The sequence below is a fragment of the Colwellia sp. genome, assembly GCF_013215345.1.
Lineage (GTDB): Bacteria > Pseudomonadota > Gammaproteobacteria > Enterobacterales > Alteromonadaceae > Colwellia.
In genome coordinates this window covers 5,153-23,227 of record NZ_JABSOV010000021.1, presented here as the reverse complement: position 1 = coordinate 23,227, position 18,075 = coordinate 5,153, and the positions used below count along the sequence as shown (strand labels likewise).

The 18,075-nt window shown below is 38.5% G+C and carries 21 protein-coding genes and 2 pseudogenes; 17 read left to right on the top strand and 6 right to left on the bottom strand.

Translation table 11 applies throughout. The features are described 5' to 3' along the window. The 8 genes and pseudogenes from HRT50_RS04680 to HRT50_RS04645 form a co-directional block, all read left to right on the top strand. Positions 1–205, top strand: a pseudogene (locus HRT50_RS04680) (hypothetical protein); the annotation flags it as partial. Between the two features lie 10 nt (positions 206–215). Beyond that, positions 216–674, top strand: coding sequence for a TadE/TadG family type IV pilus assembly protein (locus tag HRT50_RS04675; protein ID WP_291611843.1), 459 nt, complete (start codon positions 216–218; stop codon positions 672–674). A 2-nt stretch (positions 675–676) separates the two neighbouring features. Continuing rightward, the gene (locus HRT50_RS04670) at positions 677–1,177 is read left to right on the top strand and encodes a TadE/TadG family type IV pilus assembly protein (RefSeq protein WP_291611842.1); all 501 of its coding nucleotides are present in this window, start codon (positions 677–679) and stop codon (positions 1,175–1,177) included. Positions 1,178–1,230: 53 nt separating this feature from the next. After that, entirely contained in the window at positions 1,231–2,481 is a 1,251-nt protein-coding gene (locus tag HRT50_RS04665) for an AAA family ATPase (RefSeq protein WP_291611840.1), read from the top strand. Next, positions 2,471–3,793: a CpaF family protein gene (locus HRT50_RS04660; protein WP_291611838.1), complete on the top strand. Its 1,323-nt coding sequence runs from the start codon at positions 2,471–2,473 to the stop codon at positions 3,791–3,793. Before HRT50_RS04665 ends, HRT50_RS04660 begins: the two co-directional genes overlap by 11 nt. 12 nt (positions 3,794–3,805) lie before the next feature. Continuing rightward, complete coding sequence (locus tag HRT50_RS04655) at positions 3,806–4,774, top strand: type II secretion system F family protein (protein WP_291611836.1); 969 nt, start codon at positions 3,806–3,808, stop codon at positions 4,772–4,774. A 3-nt stretch (positions 4,775–4,777) separates the two neighbouring features. Beyond that, positions 4,778–5,755: a type II secretion system F family protein gene (locus HRT50_RS04650; RefSeq protein WP_291611833.1), complete on the top strand. Its 978-nt coding sequence runs from the start codon at positions 4,778–4,780 to the stop codon at positions 5,753–5,755. A 2-nt stretch (positions 5,756–5,757) separates the two neighbouring features. Further along, positions 5,758–6,708 carry a tetratricopeptide repeat protein gene (locus tag HRT50_RS04645; protein WP_291611831.1) on the top strand — a complete coding sequence of 317 codons (951 nt, stop codon included), beginning with the start codon at positions 5,758–5,760 and terminating at the stop codon, positions 6,706–6,708. A gap of 519 nt (positions 6,709–7,227) precedes the next feature. Here HRT50_RS04645 and HRT50_RS04640 read toward each other — a convergent pair. Beyond that, positions 7,228–7,374 carry a hypothetical protein gene (locus HRT50_RS04640; RefSeq protein ID WP_291611830.1) on the bottom strand — a complete coding sequence of 49 codons (147 nt, stop codon included), beginning with the start codon at positions 7,372–7,374 and terminating at the stop codon, positions 7,228–7,230. Positions 7,375–7,923: 549 nt separating this feature from the next. Continuing rightward, positions 7,924–8,352, bottom strand: a complete 429-nt coding sequence (locus tag HRT50_RS04635) for a helix-turn-helix domain-containing protein (protein WP_291611828.1) — start codon at positions 8,350–8,352, stop codon at positions 7,924–7,926. 66 nt (positions 8,353–8,418) lie between these two features. Here HRT50_RS04635 and HRT50_RS04630 point away from each other — a divergent pair, with 66 nt between their 5' ends. From HRT50_RS04630 to HRT50_RS04615, 4 genes are read left to right on the top strand one after another with little or no spacing between them, the layout of a single operon-like run. Further along, positions 8,419–8,640, top strand: a complete 222-nt coding sequence (locus HRT50_RS04630; RefSeq protein ID WP_291611826.1) for a GDCCVxC domain-containing (seleno)protein — start codon at positions 8,419–8,421, stop codon at positions 8,638–8,640. 1 nt (position 8,641) lies between these two features. Further along, positions 8,642–9,037: a hypothetical protein gene (locus HRT50_RS04625; RefSeq protein WP_291611824.1), complete on the top strand. Its 396-nt coding sequence runs from the start codon at positions 8,642–8,644 to the stop codon at positions 9,035–9,037. A gap of 14 nt (positions 9,038–9,051) precedes the next feature. Then, on the top strand, positions 9,052–9,354 hold the full coding sequence (locus HRT50_RS04620; protein ID WP_291611822.1) for a heavy-metal-associated domain-containing protein: 303 nt from the start codon (positions 9,052–9,054) through the stop codon (positions 9,352–9,354). Continuing rightward, positions 9,335–10,114, top strand: coding sequence for a hypothetical protein (locus tag HRT50_RS04615; protein WP_291611819.1), 780 nt, complete (start codon positions 9,335–9,337; stop codon positions 10,112–10,114). The genes HRT50_RS04620 and HRT50_RS04615 overlap by 20 nt, the downstream gene beginning before the upstream one ends. A gap of 160 nt (positions 10,115–10,274) precedes the next feature. On the opposite strand, the gene HRT50_RS04610 is transcribed toward HRT50_RS04615, so the two are convergent. Next, positions 10,275–10,757: a YajQ family cyclic di-GMP-binding protein gene (locus HRT50_RS04610; RefSeq protein WP_291611817.1), complete on the bottom strand. Its 483-nt coding sequence runs from the start codon at positions 10,755–10,757 to the stop codon at positions 10,275–10,277. A gap of 206 nt (positions 10,758–10,963) precedes the next feature. On the opposite strand from HRT50_RS04610, the gene HRT50_RS04605 reads away from it, so the two are divergent. Together HRT50_RS04605 and HRT50_RS04600 are read left to right on the top strand one after the other, a co-directional pair. Further along, positions 10,964–11,341 (top strand): VanZ family protein, encoded by a 378-nt coding sequence (locus tag HRT50_RS04605; RefSeq protein ID WP_291611814.1) that lies wholly within the window; start codon positions 10,964–10,966, stop codon positions 11,339–11,341. Between the two features lie 55 nt (positions 11,342–11,396). Continuing rightward, positions 11,397–12,398 carry a ketopantoate reductase family protein gene (locus HRT50_RS04600; protein ID WP_291611812.1) on the top strand — a complete coding sequence of 334 codons (1,002 nt, stop codon included), beginning with the start codon at positions 11,397–11,399 and terminating at the stop codon, positions 12,396–12,398. Positions 12,399–12,505: 107 nt separating this feature from the next. On the opposite strand, the gene thiI is transcribed toward HRT50_RS04600, so the two are convergent. The 3 genes from thiI to pomA all read right to left on the bottom strand — a co-directional run bounded on the left by thiI (position 12,506) and on the right by pomA (position 15,854). Further along, positions 12,506–13,960 (bottom strand): tRNA uracil 4-sulfurtransferase ThiI, encoded by a 1,455-nt coding sequence (gene thiI / locus HRT50_RS04595; RefSeq protein WP_291611810.1) that lies wholly within the window; start codon positions 13,958–13,960, stop codon positions 12,506–12,508. 112 nt (positions 13,961–14,072) lie between these two features. After that, positions 14,073–15,017, bottom strand: a complete 945-nt coding sequence (locus HRT50_RS04590) for a flagellar motor protein MotB (protein WP_291611808.1) — start codon at positions 15,015–15,017, stop codon at positions 14,073–14,075. Between the two features lie 72 nt (positions 15,018–15,089). Beyond that, positions 15,090–15,854, bottom strand: coding sequence for a flagellar motor protein PomA (gene pomA / locus HRT50_RS04585; RefSeq protein ID WP_291611806.1), 765 nt, complete (start codon positions 15,852–15,854; stop codon positions 15,090–15,092). A 274-nt stretch (positions 15,855–16,128) separates the two neighbouring features. On the opposite strand from pomA, the gene HRT50_RS04580 reads away from it, so the two are divergent. From HRT50_RS04580 to HRT50_RS04570, 3 genes and pseudogenes are all read left to right on the top strand, one after another. Then, positions 16,129–16,377 (top strand): exodeoxyribonuclease VII small subunit, encoded by a 249-nt coding sequence (locus HRT50_RS04580; protein WP_291611804.1) that lies wholly within the window; start codon positions 16,129–16,131, stop codon positions 16,375–16,377. Next, positions 16,377–17,279, top strand: coding sequence for a (2E,6E)-farnesyl diphosphate synthase (gene ispA, locus HRT50_RS04575; protein WP_291611802.1), 903 nt, complete (start codon positions 16,377–16,379; stop codon positions 17,277–17,279). Before HRT50_RS04580 ends, ispA begins: the two co-directional genes overlap by 1 nt. A 53-nt stretch (positions 17,280–17,332) precedes the next feature. Next, positions 17,333–18,075: pseudogene (locus HRT50_RS04570) on the top strand (1-deoxy-D-xylulose-5-phosphate synthase N-terminal domain-containing protein); the annotation flags it as partial.

Genomic DNA, 18,075 nt, shown 5'->3' with positions numbered 1-18,075 from the left:
AAACGGTGCTAATAACTTGGACTTTCTAGGTGTTGGCTGCTTTTTCCTAACTCAAAAAGTTGAGAAGAAAGGCCAGAAGTCTTATGTCATTGGAGAATTTATCTATGACTGCTCTGGTGGTGGCGATGCATCATTAGAGCCCATTGATACCCCAGGACCATATAAAATGGTGTTATACCATGTTCCTGGCAGTACTGACTCTTAGGAGAAAGGATATGACTTTTATTCATACGAGTTATACAAAACAACGGGGCTTGGCGACGATTGAATTTACCCTAACATTACCTTTTTTATTGCTGTTAATTTGTGCCAGTGCTGAACTTGGTCGACTAATGTTTCAATACAATGCCCTGAATAAAACGGTCAGAGATGCTAGTCGTTATTTATCAGCCAATGCTAAACCTGGTAGTAACGATGTGGTAATTATCAAAGACTCTGTTGCTGCCGAGGTAAAAAGTCTAATTAGGTATGGTCAAAGTACTAGTTCCACTAGCTTACTGCCTAATTTACAGGATGATGATATCAGTTTCATTGTCAGTGGTGAGTTTATTACTATAACCGTGACCTATGATTGGCAACCAATATTTTCTAAGACTTTAAGCTCTTTTGGTTTAGGTAGCGACATTGATTTGAGCTTCCCTTTAATATCAACCTATACCATGAGGGCTTTATAACCATGTTTAAAGGGACGGGACCACATCAACAGAAACAACAACGAGGGATTTATACCATAGAATTTGCCATTGTTGGCGCGGTGTTCTTTTTGCTGTTATTTACTGTACTTGAAGTGGGTCGGTTATTTTTTATTTGGAATATTCTCACCGAAGCTTCTAGACGAGGCGCTAGACTGGCAACTGTTTGTCATTTTGATCATAGTGCGGTATCGGCTTTTGACCCCATGCGCGAAGCGGCTCTTTTTGACAAAGTACCTATGGCACCAAACTTAGGCATAGCAAACTTACAAGTAAGTTACTTACAAATTGATGGTGCACCTGTAGTTGATATTAATGACATTGCCTTGGTAAGAGCAGAAATAATTAATTACCAACACCAGCTCATCATTCCGGGGCTATTTTTAACACTCAACTCTCCGAGTTTTGCCACGACCTTACCGAGAGAGAGTTTAGGGGCAACACGAACAAAGTATACCCATTGTTTACCAAGTGATGCCCCCTAGTTATCGTTTTCTCGGCAGCGGCTATCTAAGGAACAATTACTTAAGGAAGTCTTATGAACAGTAAAAGCATCAATAATGTGGTTGATTTACCTGACAGTAGATTAACTGTGACTGATAAACCGTCCATAAAAAAACAAAGTTTGCCCATTCATTTAAGTGTTTTGGTTATTTGTACCGATCTTAACATTCAGCTTGAACTTGCTAGTCAACTTTCCTTAATAGGTAATTTAAACGTAGAGTTCACTGAAAAGATTCCTGAGCAATTTAGTCAGTTTGAATTGGTTATATTGGTCATTAATGATGGCAAAAACATTTGCCATCAGATTATTGAAAAATTATCGGCTAAGCATATGCCAACGTTACTTTTAGGTGATGGCATTGATGCTGACATTATTCGGACAGCTATGCACCATCATGTACTAGACATTATCCCTTTTAAAGATATTGAGCAGGAGCTATTTAATACCCTAACGGTATCCGCTAATGACATATTAAAGACTAAAAAAGTTGCTCCTCTTATTAGTATAATTAACGGTAAATCAGGCTCTGGAGCTAGTTTCATTACCGCTTGTTTAGGCGAAATAAGTGCCGATCTTTGTCAAGATGAAATAGCACTTATTGATGCTGACTTACACTATGGAACTCTCGCTGACGCGCTAAATTTCAAAGCCAATTACTACTTATCTGATGCATTAAATGAAATTAATAAACTAGATAATGTGGCGATAAAGTCGATGATGACTAAACGAAAAAATTTAAGTTTGTTGGCCAGTAAAGCCTACACTCAACTTGATAATGAGCAGAATAAGAGTTTTGAGCACTTAGAGCAACTACTATGGAAAATAAAGCTTAACCACGACTTGGTATTAGCTGACTTATCTCGAGGCTTAGACCTGCTCACCTTGCCATTAGTTTTATTATCAAGCCAATTTCTTATCGTTGTTCAACAAAATATTGTGAGTTTAAGGGAAGCTAAAGCCCTTATTCAACAATTGACGGAGAAAATGGGTGTTAATAAAAATACGATTAACATAATTGTTAATCGTCATTCCAAAAAAGTCACTAATATCACCCTTGAGGATATTAAAAAAGCCTTACTTATCGATAGTGTTTTTTATGTCAGTAACAATTACCAATTGGCTAGCTCTTGTACTGACTTAGGTTCTCCACTAGCTAAACTGACCGAAAACAAAATCATTCATAAAGAAATCTGTACCATTATAAAAAAAGTTTTCCCGATTAAAGTGCCTGAAGAAAAACCAAACTTTTTCAAAAAATTATTTGGAGGTCATCATGCTACATGATAAAAAAATAGCGGACCCCTTTAGCATTTTAACCGCTGAGGATATGCAGACTAAGCAGGAAATATTTGGCCAAATCTTAAGCTTATTAGACTTGTCCGTATTAGAAACTATGGAAAACAAGGCAGCGAAAGCACAGATCACCGAGTTATGTTGTCGTTTATTAAATGAATTAACCAGGCCGTTAAGCTTAAACGTTCGACAAATATTAATTAAACTGATCATTGACGAAATATTAGGGCTTGGACCATTAGAAACGCTATTAGAAGATCCAACGATTGCTGATATTTTAGTAAACCGCTATGACAGTATTTATGTCGAACGCAGTGGTAAATTAGAAAAAGTAGCGGTGCAGTTTTATGATGACAAACATTTGCTAAATATTATTGACCGCATTGTTTCCGCTGTTGGTCGTAGAATAGATGAATCATCCCCCATGGTCGATGCTCGCCTTAAAGATGGTAGTAGGGTCAACGCCATTATTCCTCCCTTAGCTCTTGATGGACCTTCGTTATCTATTCGCCGTTTTACTGTCGATAAATTATCCGCAGAGCAGCTCATTGACTATGGCTCGATGAACAGCGAAATGGGGCAACTAATCAAAGCGGTAGTCACAGGTAAACTTAATGTTTTGATTTCTGGAGGTACTGGTAGTGGTAAAACCACACTACTTAATATTTTATCTAGTTACATTCCAGAAGACGAACGGATTATCACCATAGAAGATTCAGCTGAACTACAGCTACAGCAACCCCATACAGTGCGTTTAGAAACACGCCCAGCCAATATCGAAGGTAAAGGCGAAATATCGCAACGAGACCTAGTAAAAAACTGTTTGAGAATGCGCCCTGACCGAATTGTTATTGGTGAAGTTAGAGGAGCTGAAGCAATAGATATGTTAGCGGCAATGAATACTGGCCATGAAGGGTCGTTAACCACCTTGCACGCCAACTCACCTCGAGATGCATTAGGACGTTTAGAAAATATGATTTGTATGGGCGGTTTTGACATGCCTATACATAATATTAGAACGCAAATTTCTTCAGCCATTGATGTGGTGGTGCAATTACAGCGCCAAGAAGATGGTTGTCGGCGCATTACCAGCATTCAAGAAGTTACCGGCATGGAAGGTGATGTCATCACCATGTCAGAAATATTTACTTTCAAACGGGAAGATAAGGATGAACAAGGCAACATAATAGGCAGTTATCAAGCCACAGGAGTAATACCCGGATTTCATCAACAATTAACTATTAAAGGCATCGACATTCCTTATAGTTTATATGGCATTGATGAATCAGCTATGAATTTCTAATTAGGAGGTACTATGAGTCCTCAACTTATATTTTTACTGTTAGTTTTTGCCGCCGTGGTTTTATTGGCGCAAAGTTTATTTGTTTCGGTCTACAGCCCACAACGGGCAGATACCAAGCAGCTAAAAAAACATTTACTTTCGCTGGCATTAAAAGATAAAAACATAGAGAAAAATCTATTACTCAATAGTAGGGTCGAAAAATTACCACCTTTTACTCGTTGGTTAGAATCCTTACCTTGGATTGCAGATTTAACCTATAAAATGGAAATATCAGGCTCAAAATTGTTAGGTTATCAATACCTAGCTATTGCCTTAAGTAGTGGTTGTTTGGTCTTTTTAATTGTAGGTTTTCTTAGTAAGGATTGGCTCTTTAGTGCTCTGTGCGCACTATTGATTTTATTGGTTTTTCATTTCAAATTAAATCGTGATATGGCTCTGCGCATGGAGAAAATTGAAGAGCAATTTCCAGAGGCTATGGATGTACTCAAAAGAGGTTTACAAGCCGGTTATGCCTTTAGTGATGCCATTAAACTTGTTTTTGAAGAAATGGATGGCTATTTAGCCGATGAATTTAGGATAATGTTTAATCGTATTAACTTTGGTAATGACACTAAAACTGCGCTACTCAACTTCGTTAAACGAGTACCAAGCACTTCAGCAATGGCTTTTTCCAGTGCCGTTGCTATTCAAAAATCTACTGGCGGCAACTTGGCCGAGAATATAGGAAAATTGTCGATAGTGATCCGGCAAAGGTTCACCTTCAAAAGAAAGATAAGAACCTTGTCCGCCGAAGGTCGACTCTCGGGTTGGGTATTGGTATTGATGCCTTTTGTACTCTTCGCCGTTTTATATATATCCTCGCCAAGTTATGTCGCTATATTAATATCAACTACAGCCGGACTTAACCTGCTTAAGTGGGGTGGCGCTGGCATGCTGTTAGGTATCTGGTGGATTAAAAAACTGATTCAAATAGAGGTATAGACTATGGAGTACTTACAAAGTTTATTACTAAGTTTTACTAACAACAAAGAAATGGTTGAATGGGTAATCTATATTGTCGCCGCCATCGCGGGAGTAACTCTCGCCCTTGCTTTGTACTATTTATTTACCGGTATTTATTCACCGGTAAAATCTCAAATAGACAAGCTTAAAAATCAGCCATTATCAGCAAATAATAAGCAAGTAGATTATTCCACAACCCTTGAGCATAATTTAGATAAACTTAAATATCTGCCATTAATTCATAGTAGTTTTTCCGGAGATAAAGCCACTAAAAAATTACTTATTCATGCTGGATTTCATTCCACCAATGCTTTAAAGGTTTTTAATGCCATTAAGTTGATATCGATGCTCAGTGGAGCATTAATTTCAATTATTGTAGTAAAATTTTCACCTGCTTTATCTATGCTGGTTACCTTATATATTTTAACTTTTATTATCGGTCTAACTTATATTTTGCCGGCCTTGATACTGCATAAGTTGGCCGAAAGTCGCATGAAAGAATTACGCAAGTTTTTCCCTGATGCGCTGGATTTACTAATTGTATGTTGTGAGGCAGGTTTAGGCTTGTTAGAGGCTTTTCAACGCGTTAAAAGTGAGCTGGATTTTGTCCACCCTGCACTTGCCCATGAACTGGGCTTGGTGTGCAGTAAAGTGCGCGTGGGTTTATCAATGCAACAAGCCTTGCAGGAATTTAGTGACCGAACAGGTTTAGAAGATATTAGAGGCTTAAATTCAGTGATTGTACAAAGCCTTAAGCTTGGTACTGGTGTGGCGGAGACGATACGGGTATATGCCGATGAGTATCGCGATAAACGTTTACAAGCAGCAGAAGAAAATGCCGCCAAACTTGGCGTGAAGATGATTTTTCCGATGATGTTTTGTATTTGGCCATCTTTCTTTATTGTCGCTATAGGCCCTGCAATATTGAAAGTAATGAGTGTTTGGGATAAGGCGTTTTAATTATGAAATATTTAAATGTTCAATACCTAATTATTATTTTTCTGTTCTTGAATTTTGCTGTCACAGGGGTCGGCTGTTCTAGTACTGACACTCAAATTAACCCGTCAAAAGGGTCAGTAAATAAAATTCAATCTAAAGAACAAAACATAAAGTTAGCGGAAGTTGAACAGCAGCAGAATAATTTAAAAAAAGCACTTTTTTATTATATTCAAGCGCTTGAATTTGATAAAGAAGATGTTGATATTTTTTGCCAAATAGGAAAAATCCAAAACAATTTAAATAGTCCTGAATTGGCCACTAGGGCTTTTAAACAAGCCTTAACCATCAAGCCTGATCACATTCCAGCACTGGCTCACATGGGCATTTATTATTTACAGCACAAGAATATGGAAAAAGCTAAGGAAGTACTTGAGCGTACGGTTAAATTGGATCAGCAGAGGCTCCATATAAATGTTTCATTTAAACGTTTCATCGCTCTTGATAGTGAATCCCCTTTACTCGCTTATAACGCCTTAGCTGTGTTAAGTGATCTTAATAGCCGTCATGAATATGCCAGAGAAATATTTACCATACTCATTCCTATTTCAGAAAATACATCATTGATATATACCAATATGGGTTATTCCTATTATTTAAGCCATCATTACACTTTGGCCGAAAGTTATTATAAAAAAGCCCTTGATGTGAACTCGTCTTTTGCACGAGCCAAGCTTAATCTAGGGCTAATTTACGTGCGAACAGGTCAATACAACAAATCAATTCAGCTATTTAAACAAGTGATGTCCGTAGCCGAAGCGTATAATGATATCGGTTATTTCTTATTGTTAGATGGTCGCTACCAAGAAGCAAAATACTTTTTACAAAACGCCATTGATCTTTCGCCGACATATTTTGAAAAAAGTCATATTAATTTAGAAAATGTGCAGCTGTATTTGCGAGAAGCTGAAATATAGCCGATTATTCTAGCTTCATTGCTGTTAATAAATGATGAAAGCAAGTTCACTGGTAGTATTAAGCACAGTCGAAGCAAACACTGAAATAGCCACTAAGGTTAATACCGCGAATAAATATTATGGCTCTGAAGCTGTTAAAACGAGTATTTTGAGTAAATGCTATTGTGGAAATTACTCTAAAGTGGCATATAAGGCGTAATGATGAACATCAAAATTGCTACCTGCTTGGTCTTTTACCTCGGTATTAGCAGATAATAAATAAAAGCCGGCTTGTACTAAGCTCAGTGAAAACTTGCCCTACGCGTCTGTCTCAATGAGTGCTCATTACGCTGATTTCTATGTCGGGTAACACCTTTTACCACTTTACTTTAGCTGCCTTATTTAACGGTTTACCTTGATAACAGAGCTTAAAACTCAGTATTTCATCGACGAATAAATAATTCGGATGTGTTTCCCATCAAGTTAGAGCCCTTCGCCGGTAGGTTGTAACGCCCTATTATTTGGCTGATTAAAGCTAACTTAAGTTTCTACTCGAGAGGCGGTAGTTCTTCTGACAATATTACTCGCGCCGACAGGTATTTGACCTTTAGCACCAAAGAATAGCCCTTTATTACCATCTAGCTTAGTAAAGGTAGTCATAGGGACATTGGCTAAAGGTATTATCAATAACTACTGATTCAATATCATAACTATCAAAACATACACCTGGAATAACAACGAAGCCATTACCAAAATCAATGCTATTCTAATAAAACCCGAGCTATTTAAGGTTTGCTCATTAGACTTATTCACTGAGCCACTTAATAAAGATGCACGGTGGTCAGTTTTATATTTAACCAGATCAAAGTCGTAAGTTAGCTCATGCTCAATAGTACTACCCAATAAAGAGTTAGCGATAATCACCTTTCAAATTTCACTTCTGCATTTAAAAAATAATTTGGCCTAACGCCTGTTAACTTGTTAAAACTACATCAACTTGATATGGATAAAGCAAAGGTGGTTGTTATTGGTACACCTACAGCTCAATAAGCTGAGACAATAGCAGGATAAAAAGTGCCTAAAGATGATTACTTTGGGCCCATGACAGCAATGAGTATTTGAATTGAGTAGTAGTGAATAATGAATTTATCTGGATACTTTGATAGCTGTCATTACAACTTGTATTGGTAAGATAAACATTTTCCTGATAGTCGAGTACAGTTCGAATATTTAACCTTAGTAGTGCTCTGCTGCTCTCTCAGTAAATAGCGCATCAACAATAGGACAATCATCGACTGGCTTATCACCTGAGGCACAGTGAGTAACCATTTCATTTAACGCTGATTTTAGACGCTGTAAATCATCTATTTTTTCTTGTACCACACGAGATTGTTGCATTGCCATTGCTTTAACTTCGCCACAATAGTGGTTGGGCTCATCAATAAACTTAAGTAGCTCTTTAACTTGCTCAATTCTAAAACCTAGATCACGGCTGCGCCGAATAAAATTCAAGCGTTTAACATGAGCTAAGGAATATATCCTATGACCACCCTCTGTTCTCGGTGGCTCGGGCATTAAGCCTACTTTTTCATAGTAATGTACCGTTTCAACCTTACACGCTGTTTTTTTAGCTAACTGACCAATAGAATATTTTTCATAATTCATACTAAACCCCTTGAACCTATAGTAACTATAGGTTCTATACTAACAGAAACAAACTAGGGATCGCATATGACTAAAATTATCATCAACTCAGAACTAACCTGCCCCGAATGTGGCGATACAAAATTGCTTGAAATGCCAACCAATGCTTGCCAATGGTTCTATGAATGCACCGCTTGTCAGGTATTACTGAAACCTCTTAAAGGTGATTGTTGTGTATTTTGCTCTTATGGCTCAGTGCCCTGTCCACCGATTCAACAGTCGGGCTCATGTTCAGGATGTGAGAGTTAACATGCCAGACAATAATATTTTAGAAAAACCTTACCTAAAATGGCTGACTCTTTTTATTGCCAGCGGCACCTTGCTTTGCTGTGCCTTACCTATCTTGCTAGTGACATTAGGTTTTGGTGCCCTAGTTGCGAGTTTAAACTACAACATTCCTGAATTGCTTTTTCTTGCTGAACATAAAGTATGGACACTAACATTAGCCGCGATAATTTTGCTGTTGTTAGCTTGGCTTAATTGGCGGCCTAATCAGCATTGTCCAGCTGAACCTGACTTAGCTGCCCTTTGTCAAAAATCAAAACGTTTGAACAAAAGAATATTTTGGCTAAGTGCAATAATCTGGTTTATAGGCTTTTTCACTAGTTACCTATTACTACCCATTCGAAATATCCTAGAACTATAAAGGAGCACTAAACCATGAAAAGAATTTTATTATTACCATTAGTTGTCGCTTTAACTATGACGCCTTCAATTAACGCCAAGACCATAGAAGTTGAAATACACGGCATGACCTGCGCGTTATGTGTTGATAGCTTAAATCGAAAATTCAATAAAATGGCTGGTGTTGAAGAAGTAGCGGTCAGTATGAAGATGAAGAAAGTACGCTTGGAAACCAAGGAAAAATCACCCACTACGACAATGATTAAGCAAGCGATATTGGATGCAGGCTTTACTCCGATAAAAGTCACTGTGATATCAAATGAAGACGCTAATAACTAGCTTTACATCAATAGTTATAGCCGCACTATTAGCGCTACTTAGTGTGCCAAATGCTAACAGTATGGGCTTAAGGTCATTGGTCGCCTTACCCCTTGATAAGTATGGTTATGTGATAAGATTTTTATATGTGCATGCGACAAATAGCAACAGCGATAATTTTATTAGCTGTGCTGCCTACGGCTTAAATAACAAACAAGCTTTGCTATTTTCCATCCCCTACAAGCTAACACCTAGAGATGAACAAGAATTTAGCGAGCTATCGACTTTATATCGCCACACGGTCATACAAGATGACTTTTTCTCAGGTACATCAAGGTTAGCCTTATTAGCGGGTGCAACCTTTCCTATCGGTGATAGTCCTATTGATAATGATACTGGTGCTAATGATCCTAGTAATAAGCATCGAGACCCAGCGATACAAGTTGGCTTTGTTTATAGCTTTTTTAAAAACAGACATGAATTCGATTTTGATGCACTTTATCAAGCGGGTATTGATAGCCGTTCTGATACTGGTCGCTATGATATATCTTGGCAATATAGATTATCACCTTCAATTTACCCTGATTGGGGTATAGCGCCGGAAATCTATATGGTGACAGAACTCGGCAGCCGATGGCAAGCAGGAGATAAAATCACCCACCAAGTGACCCTTGGCCTGCAATGGGTGCAGTCAACATGGGTTATTGAAGGTGGCATAGTTAGAAATTTAAGCAGTAATGATGACTTAACCCTGCTATTAAGTAGCCGCTTTCATTTTTAAAATAATTAAGTAAGCGAGTAGATTTACCCTGCTTTCAATTAGCTGCTAACGATTGACTGTTATCAGTTCATAACACATAAAAAAACCATAACAATGTTATGGTTTTTTTGGCAATAACGCTAATTTAGCTAGCGCTTTACTTTACGAGAGGGCAGCAATACTAGTCTTTAAAGTTAGTATACTGGAAAGACTGCTCTAACTCAGCAGCCTTTAATAAACGCATTACCGCTTGTAGGTCATCACGCTTTTTACCTGTTACTCGTACTTGCTCACCTTGAATAGCCGCTTGTACTTTTAACTTTTCAGCTTTAATAAGCTTAACGACTTTTTTAGCCATATCCTGCTCGATACCTTCTTTAAAGCTGACTTGCTGACTCCAGTTTCTGCCTGTAGCACTAGCATCACCAACGTTCATGGCTTTAGCATCAACATTACGTTTAGCTAATTGACTGCGCAACATGTCGCACATCTGCTTCAATTGAAAATCACCTTCGGCTTTCAAGGTTATATTGGGCTTTTTCCACTCAAAACTTGCCTCAACACCGCGAAAATCAAAACGTGTGGTAATTTCACGGCTAGCATTGTCGACAGCATTACGAACTTCTTCTAAATCAGTTTCTGATACGATATCCATTGAAGGCATAATTTATTCTCTATGTGGGTGAGTTTGCTCAATGCGCTCTATTATACCTTCACCATTAATGCACGCAACTAAAGCGCTTAACTAAAGCACTAAACTGAAAAATTTAACAAAGATGAGCAACTCAAACTGACACCGAAGCCCAGCAAGAAATACTGGCTAAATCATGCTAGTATCGAATCACTTTCTTAATTATTTACAGGTTCGTTGTGAAAGCTCGCCAACATTCTTACTTTTTGTTTACTGTGATTACCGTAACTATATTGCTGTTTTTCGCTCATGAATTTTTACCTGACACCTTAAGAAAACACATTTTTCAGTTCCCCGAAATTGATACTATTGGTCACTTAACCAGTTTTTTTATTTTTACTTGGGTTAGCCACTCCATTATAAAATTATCCCTGCCCCTTTGCGTGCCTTTACTCATTTTTTATGGCGCGTTAACAGAAATTGGTCAATCTTTTCTTGGCTATAGAAGTGGAGAACTGGGTGATTTTATTGCTGATGTTATTGGCATTAGTCTATTTGTACTCGCAAAATGGTTGTACCTCAGTTATTTTCGAAAACATATCACAGTAAAGCCGTAAGCAAGTTCCTGCTAACTTTCCCCGATAACTAAAGAAAATGGTAAATAACTAACTTATGACTGCTGAACTAGATAATATTGTTGTTGTTGGACAAGGCGCCATGGGCTTACTTTGGTATCACCATTTGTCTCAAGTAAATGCTAATGGCAAGAAAAAAGTTAGCCTACTTGCCTCTAATCAAGCATTATTAAGTAAAGAACAACTAAACTCAGCTAGCTATCAATTTACCCGCTATCAACAAGACCACACTGAAGGCTCTCAGCTTAACCCTCAACATAAGTATCAACAGAAGTCTCAAATTAGCTACCCACTTATTTATAGTCAAACGGCAGATATAAATTGTGCTGAGGTCATTATTCTATGCCTGAAATCATTTCATATTGCCGATGCTATCAAGAAAATAGCTAAGGACATTAATCCTCATTGCCTGGTAATTCTCGCTCACAACGGTATGGGTACTTTGGCGGAGGTAGTTAAATTATTACCCCATCAGCAAGCTATTCTTACTATGTTAACTACTCATGGCAGTTATCGAGATACTCCTTTATCTGTCAGCCACACAGGGCTTGGCCAAAGTGATATCGGCTTACTGGCGGGTGAAATAAGTTTAAGCCAAGAACAGCAATTAACCAGTCAGCTGAACTGCGCCCTACCCCAAGTAAACTTTCATCAAGATATAGTGACGAAACAGTGGTTAAAGCTAGCAATAAATTGTGTCATCAATCCAATTACAGCTATTAAGAACATTGATAATGGCGAGATAAATAACGAGAAGTATAGTGAACAAATCAACTCACTGTTAACTGAAATTACCGCAGTCAGCCAAGCAGAGAGCATAACTTTGCTATTGAGTGATTTACAACTAATGGTGCATAAAGTAGCGCAAGCCACAGCTAAAAACTGCTCTTCAATGCGCAGTGATACTTTGGCGGGGAGATCTACAGAGATTGATTACATTAACGGTTATATTCACCGTTTAGGTCAGCAGCATAATATAGCCACGCCAGAAAATACTCGACTGTGGCAACAGGTGCTAAACCTTAAAGCTAAGCCTTAAACTTAAGCTTTAAAAGTCCTAATGAAGTAGACAGTGAAGCATTAATCATGGAATTAATACTTCACTATTTCAATTAAGGCTTAAATAAAACTTATAATAAGTGACCGTTAAGGGCGATACACTTTTACATTTTTGAAACCATTATCAAGTAAGTACAGCGCTTGTAATTTGCTCATCACACCGTGATCACAATAAAGTAGGTATTCTTTCGACATATCTAAATCGCCAAACTGTGTGGACAGCTTATAGAAAGGAATATGTTTCACTTCAACATCACCTAAGTCCAATGGCTTATCTTCTTCTTCTTCTGGACTACGGATATCTACAATCACAGCGCCTTCAGGGATATTTTCAATAAGGTCAACCGCACGAATTTCTTCTTCAGTTTCTTTACCAATATCACGAATATCATAAACACGTGTCTCACTGACAACCTTGTCTAAAATATCAAAATTAAAATTATCTTCCTCTGCTTCAACTTTCGATAATACCGCTTTTACCGTCGGTTTTTTCGAAATAACACCACAATACTCGGGAATGGTTTTAGAAAATTCTTCCGTGCCAATTTTACGTGCTATATCAATAATGTCTTGTTTATCGTAAGCGCCTAACGGGCGTAAGATTAGCGTATCAGTTACCCGATTGATTACGTTTAAGTTAGTTAAGGTTTGGCTGGACACTTGACCTAAACTTTCACCGGTAACCAGTGCTTGAATTTTTCCTCGTTCTGCTATTTTTGTCGCTGCACGAATCATCATACGTTTTAACACCACACCCATATGGCTATTTTCAACGTTATCTAATATCTCAGCAACAACAGGCTCAAAATCTACCGCAAAGAACCTTACTTTATGGGAAGCACCAAATTTGTTCCACAAGTAGTAACTGATTTGTTTAACACCCACTTCGTGCGCTGAACCGCCAAGGTTAAAGAAACAATAGTGAGTACGGGCACCTTTTTTGATCATTTGGTAGCTTGAAACACCGGAATCAAAACCGCCAGACATAAGAGATAATACGTCTTCTTGGGTAGCAATAGGAAAACCACCTAAACCTTTATGACGCTGGGTAACAATGAATAAATCTTTATTTTTGATTTCAAGACGTACGGTAACATCAGGGTTTTTTAGTTTAACTTTGGCACTTTCTACCGCTTGATTTAAGCCACCACCAACATATTGCTCAACTTTTAGTGAGTTGAAGTCATGATTACCGGTACGCTTAGCACGTACACAAAAAGTTTTGTTTTCAATAGTTTTGGCATGAACAGCTAAAGTTTTTTCATAAATGTCATGAACATCAACAAACTCAGTTTGTTGAACTTCTAGAAAAATAGGTATGCCCGGAATACACTTAAGTGCTTCAACTAAACGTTCACGGTTTTCAGGTGAGTTGTCTTTGGTATTAACTTCAATATTATCCCAGTTCATACGTGTAGTGACGTGCTCGTCAATACGACGTAAAACATTCTTAACGTTCGATTCTAAGATTTTAGTAAAACGTTTACGGACGGGGCGAGATTTGATGGTGATCTCGGCTTGAAGCTTTACGATAAATTTCATCGGTTATAACCTAAAAAAGACATAAAAATAATGGCGCGCATTATACACTATCCGTCAGTCTTTTTTAAGCTTTTAATGCTAGCTAGGAAATTTGCAGCTAAAGTATTGCTCTCTATTCTTTGGTAATACTAATGCGCTCGGTTTCTTTGGCTTTACCTTGGTTAATGGCAATTTCAACCCGACGATTTCGACGACGGTTTAGAGCATTGGTATTAGGGACTAAAGGTCGAGTATCTGCATGACCCGCTACCACTAAACGGGAGGGGTCAAAGCCAGGTACTTTAATTAATACATGGGCTATGGCAACTGCACGTTTACTGGACAAGTCCCAGTTCGAGCTGAATAGTTCAGAATCAACGCCGCGGTTATCGGTATTACCAGATACCATGATTTCACCCGGTACTGTATTGAGTAATTCGCCTATTTCTCTAATAACGGGATGAAATTTAGGTTGTAAAAAAGCCGATCCAGAAGGAAAAGAACCATTTTCACGAATGCGGATAATAACTTGTTGGCCTAACGACTCTAATTCGATAGCACCATCTTGAATTTGCTGCTCCAACTGTTCAGCAATTTTCTTAACTAATTCGTTTATTTGCTCTTGCGCAGCATCTTCCATATCTTGTTTAGCTTGATCTATCGCTTGTTGTGAAAGTGCATCCTCAGTATTTTGAGATTGGCCACCACGCTCTGTACCACGTTGCTCTTGTCGGCCACCAGCCGATGTTTCATCACCCGCTTGAAACTCAAGCATTTGCTGGGTCATTTCCATGGTTTGTTGCTGGATCACTTCAATAGGGGTTGGCTCAGGTTTACCCGGGCGAAACTCTTGGGCAATAATACTGGTACCTTTAGGGATATCTTTGACTTCAATTTTGTTTTGTACACCAAAAGCAAACTTCATCGAACCGGCAATTTGCTTAAATTTCAGCACATCCATCTCAGAGAAAGATAATAACAAAATAAAAAAGCACATTAATAATGACATAAGATCGGCAAAAGTGCCCATCCATGCGGGTAGCCCTGGAGGTGGGCACTTACATTTTGGCTCAGCCATTTACACCTCTAAACATAAGCAGTCCTAGCATAGATACTGTTAACATAAGCATTCCCAACATAAGTATTCCCGCTATTCTTCTGTGGTATCGACTTTTCGTTTACCTTCAGCTAAATAATTTTTTAATAAGCCTTCGATAACTCGGGGGTTTTGACCATCTTGAATACCTAAAACAGCATCCAGTACTAGCTCTTGATTCATTTTTTCTTCTGCCATACGCAGTTTCAATTTAGACGAAATAGGAATAGCGATAACATTGGCGAGGAAGGCGCCGTACAGTGTGGTTAATAATGCTACGGCCATTGCAGGGCCGATGGATTTAGGGTCATCCATATTTGATAACATAGCTACCAAACCAATTAAGGTGCCTATCATGCCCATCGCAGGAGCAACATCGGCGAGCGCCATCATCATATTACTACCGGTCTCATGACGCTCGGTAGTTAAATCAATATCTTTTTGTAAAGTGGCCCTAACCACATCAGCATCATGGCCATCAACCAACATATCTACGCCCTTTTGCATAAAGGCATTAGTTATTTCAGCTTCCTCTAACGCTAAAAAACCACCTTTACGGGCAGCATCTGCCATATCAACCGCTTTTTCAATTAACTCTTCAGGTTTTTCTAATTTAAATATAAAAGCTTTGGCGATGATTTTACCCATGCCGAAAAATTGTCCCATATTATAATTAGCCATCACCACAAAAAGTGAACCACCAAAAACGATGATTATTGACTGAGTATCCGCGAACATCATAATATCGCCTGATAATACCATTGCCATGGCTAATAAACCGACGGCACCGACAATACCAATTAACGTAGCTAAATCCACAGAGTTCTCCTAAACAAACAACACATTACGCTTTAAGACCATACTTCAATAAAAGGATAGTACATTATGTAAAAACTATTCGCTAATATCTGACGAATAATTTACTAATAATAAAAAACAGATATAAGTAGTTTATCGCCCGTAGTGTCAATAACTTAACCCTAATGATAAAATATTTTTTGCACAATAATTGCGGTAGGTCAATTGACCCACGTGACAAGCTAGGGTAAGTTTGCCGCAATTATTTATTCCCTATCTGCTTAGAGCAATAATCATGGCTAAAAAGAAACTAGAAAACCTCTCTTTTGAAGAATCATTAAATGAACTTGACACCATAGTACAAAGCTTAGAACAAGGTGAGTTGAGCTTAGAAGAATCGATGGCACTTTTTGAGCGTGGCTTAAACCTTAGCCAAATAAGCCAGGTAAAGTTACAAGCTGCCGAGCAGAAAGTACAAATCCTGCTTGATAAAAACGGCACTGCACAATTAACTGATTTTGATAGTAGTGTGAGCGAAAGTTAATGACCACACTGACCTCTTATGAGGATTTCCAACAACGTATCAATGATTTTCTAACCGCCAAGCTTGATAGTCTTACCATTAATGATGCTAAGTTACTTGAAGCCATGCGTTATGGACTGCTTATTGGCGGTAAACGTATGCGCCCCTATTTAGCCTACATTACCGGGCAAGCAACAGCTGCTAACTTAAATGATATTGATGCAGTTGCTGGCGCGCTTGAATGTATTCATGCTTATTCACTTTTGCATGATGATTTACCCGCCATGGATGATGATGATTTAAGACGCGGTAAACCAACCTGTCATAAGGCCTTTGATGAAGCTACGGCAATTTTAGCGGGTGATGCTCTACAAACTTTAGCTTTTGACATACTGGCCAATCACAGTTTTTCAACAAAGCCAAACTCAGCTAAGTTACCGGTACAAGTAAAGCTTATACAACAGTTAGTGCGCGCTTCAGGTTACCTTGGCATGTGTGGCGGACAAGCCCTAGATTTAGCCGCCACAGATAAATCGATTCCACTAAGTGAATTAGAAGTATTGCATTCATTAAAAACCGGTGCCTTATTAGAAGCTGCAGTATTAATGCCGGCCGAATGTAGCGAGCAAGTGACCAATGAGCACAAACAAATATTAAGCGAATACGCCCAGCTTATTGGCTTAGCTTACCAAGTCCAAGATGATATTATTGACCTAACCTCGACTGAAGAGCAGCTTGGCAAACCCGTAGGCTCTGATCTTGCAGCAAACAAAAGTACCTACCCGGCACTGCTAGGTTTGCAAGGCGCACAAGACAAAGCAGAAAACTTATTACAACAAGCGCTTCAAGCTTTGGCTAGATTACCTTACAATACCCAATCTTTAGCAGATTTTGCTACCTTTATTGTTAAGCGCAGCCACTAAGCGACTAAGCAGTGCAAAACCTTAAATAAATAATTATTACCAATAGACAAACTATGACTACAAACCTTGCTGACTACCCACTACTTTCACAGATAAATACGCCTGAAGAGCTGCGCAAATTTCCGCAAGCGCAATTAACACGTATTAGTAATGAATTACGTAGTTTCTTATTAAACTCAGTGAGTAAAAGTAGTGGCCACTTTGCATCTGGCCTAGGCACAATTGAGCTCACGGTTGCCTTGCATTATGTTTATAACACGCCATTTGATCATTTAATTTGGGATGTTGGCCATCAGGCATATCCTCATAAAATACTCACTGGTCGTCGTGATCAATTACATACCATCAGACAAAAAGATGGCTTGCACCCTTTTCCATGGCGTGAAGAAAGTGAATACGATGTTTTAAGTGTTGGCCATTCTAGTACCTCAATTTCTGCAGCCTTAGGTTTATCTGTCGCGGCAGAAAAAGAAGGGTTAAACCGTAAAACTGTCGCCGTTATTGGCGATGGCGCTATGACTGCCGGCATGGCTTTTGAAGCGTTAAATCATGCTGGTGACATTAATAAAGATATGCTGGTTATCTTAAATGATAATGAGATGTCTATTTCACAAAATGTTGGTGCACTAAATAATCATTTGGCAAAAATGCTCTCAGGCAGTTTCTATGCTGGCTTACGTGAGGGCGGCAAAAAGATTTTAGGCAATATCCCACCGATTAAAGAATTGGCTAGCCGTGCTGAAGAGCACTTAAAAGGCATGGTTGTACCCAGTACCTTCTTCGAAGAACTTGGTTT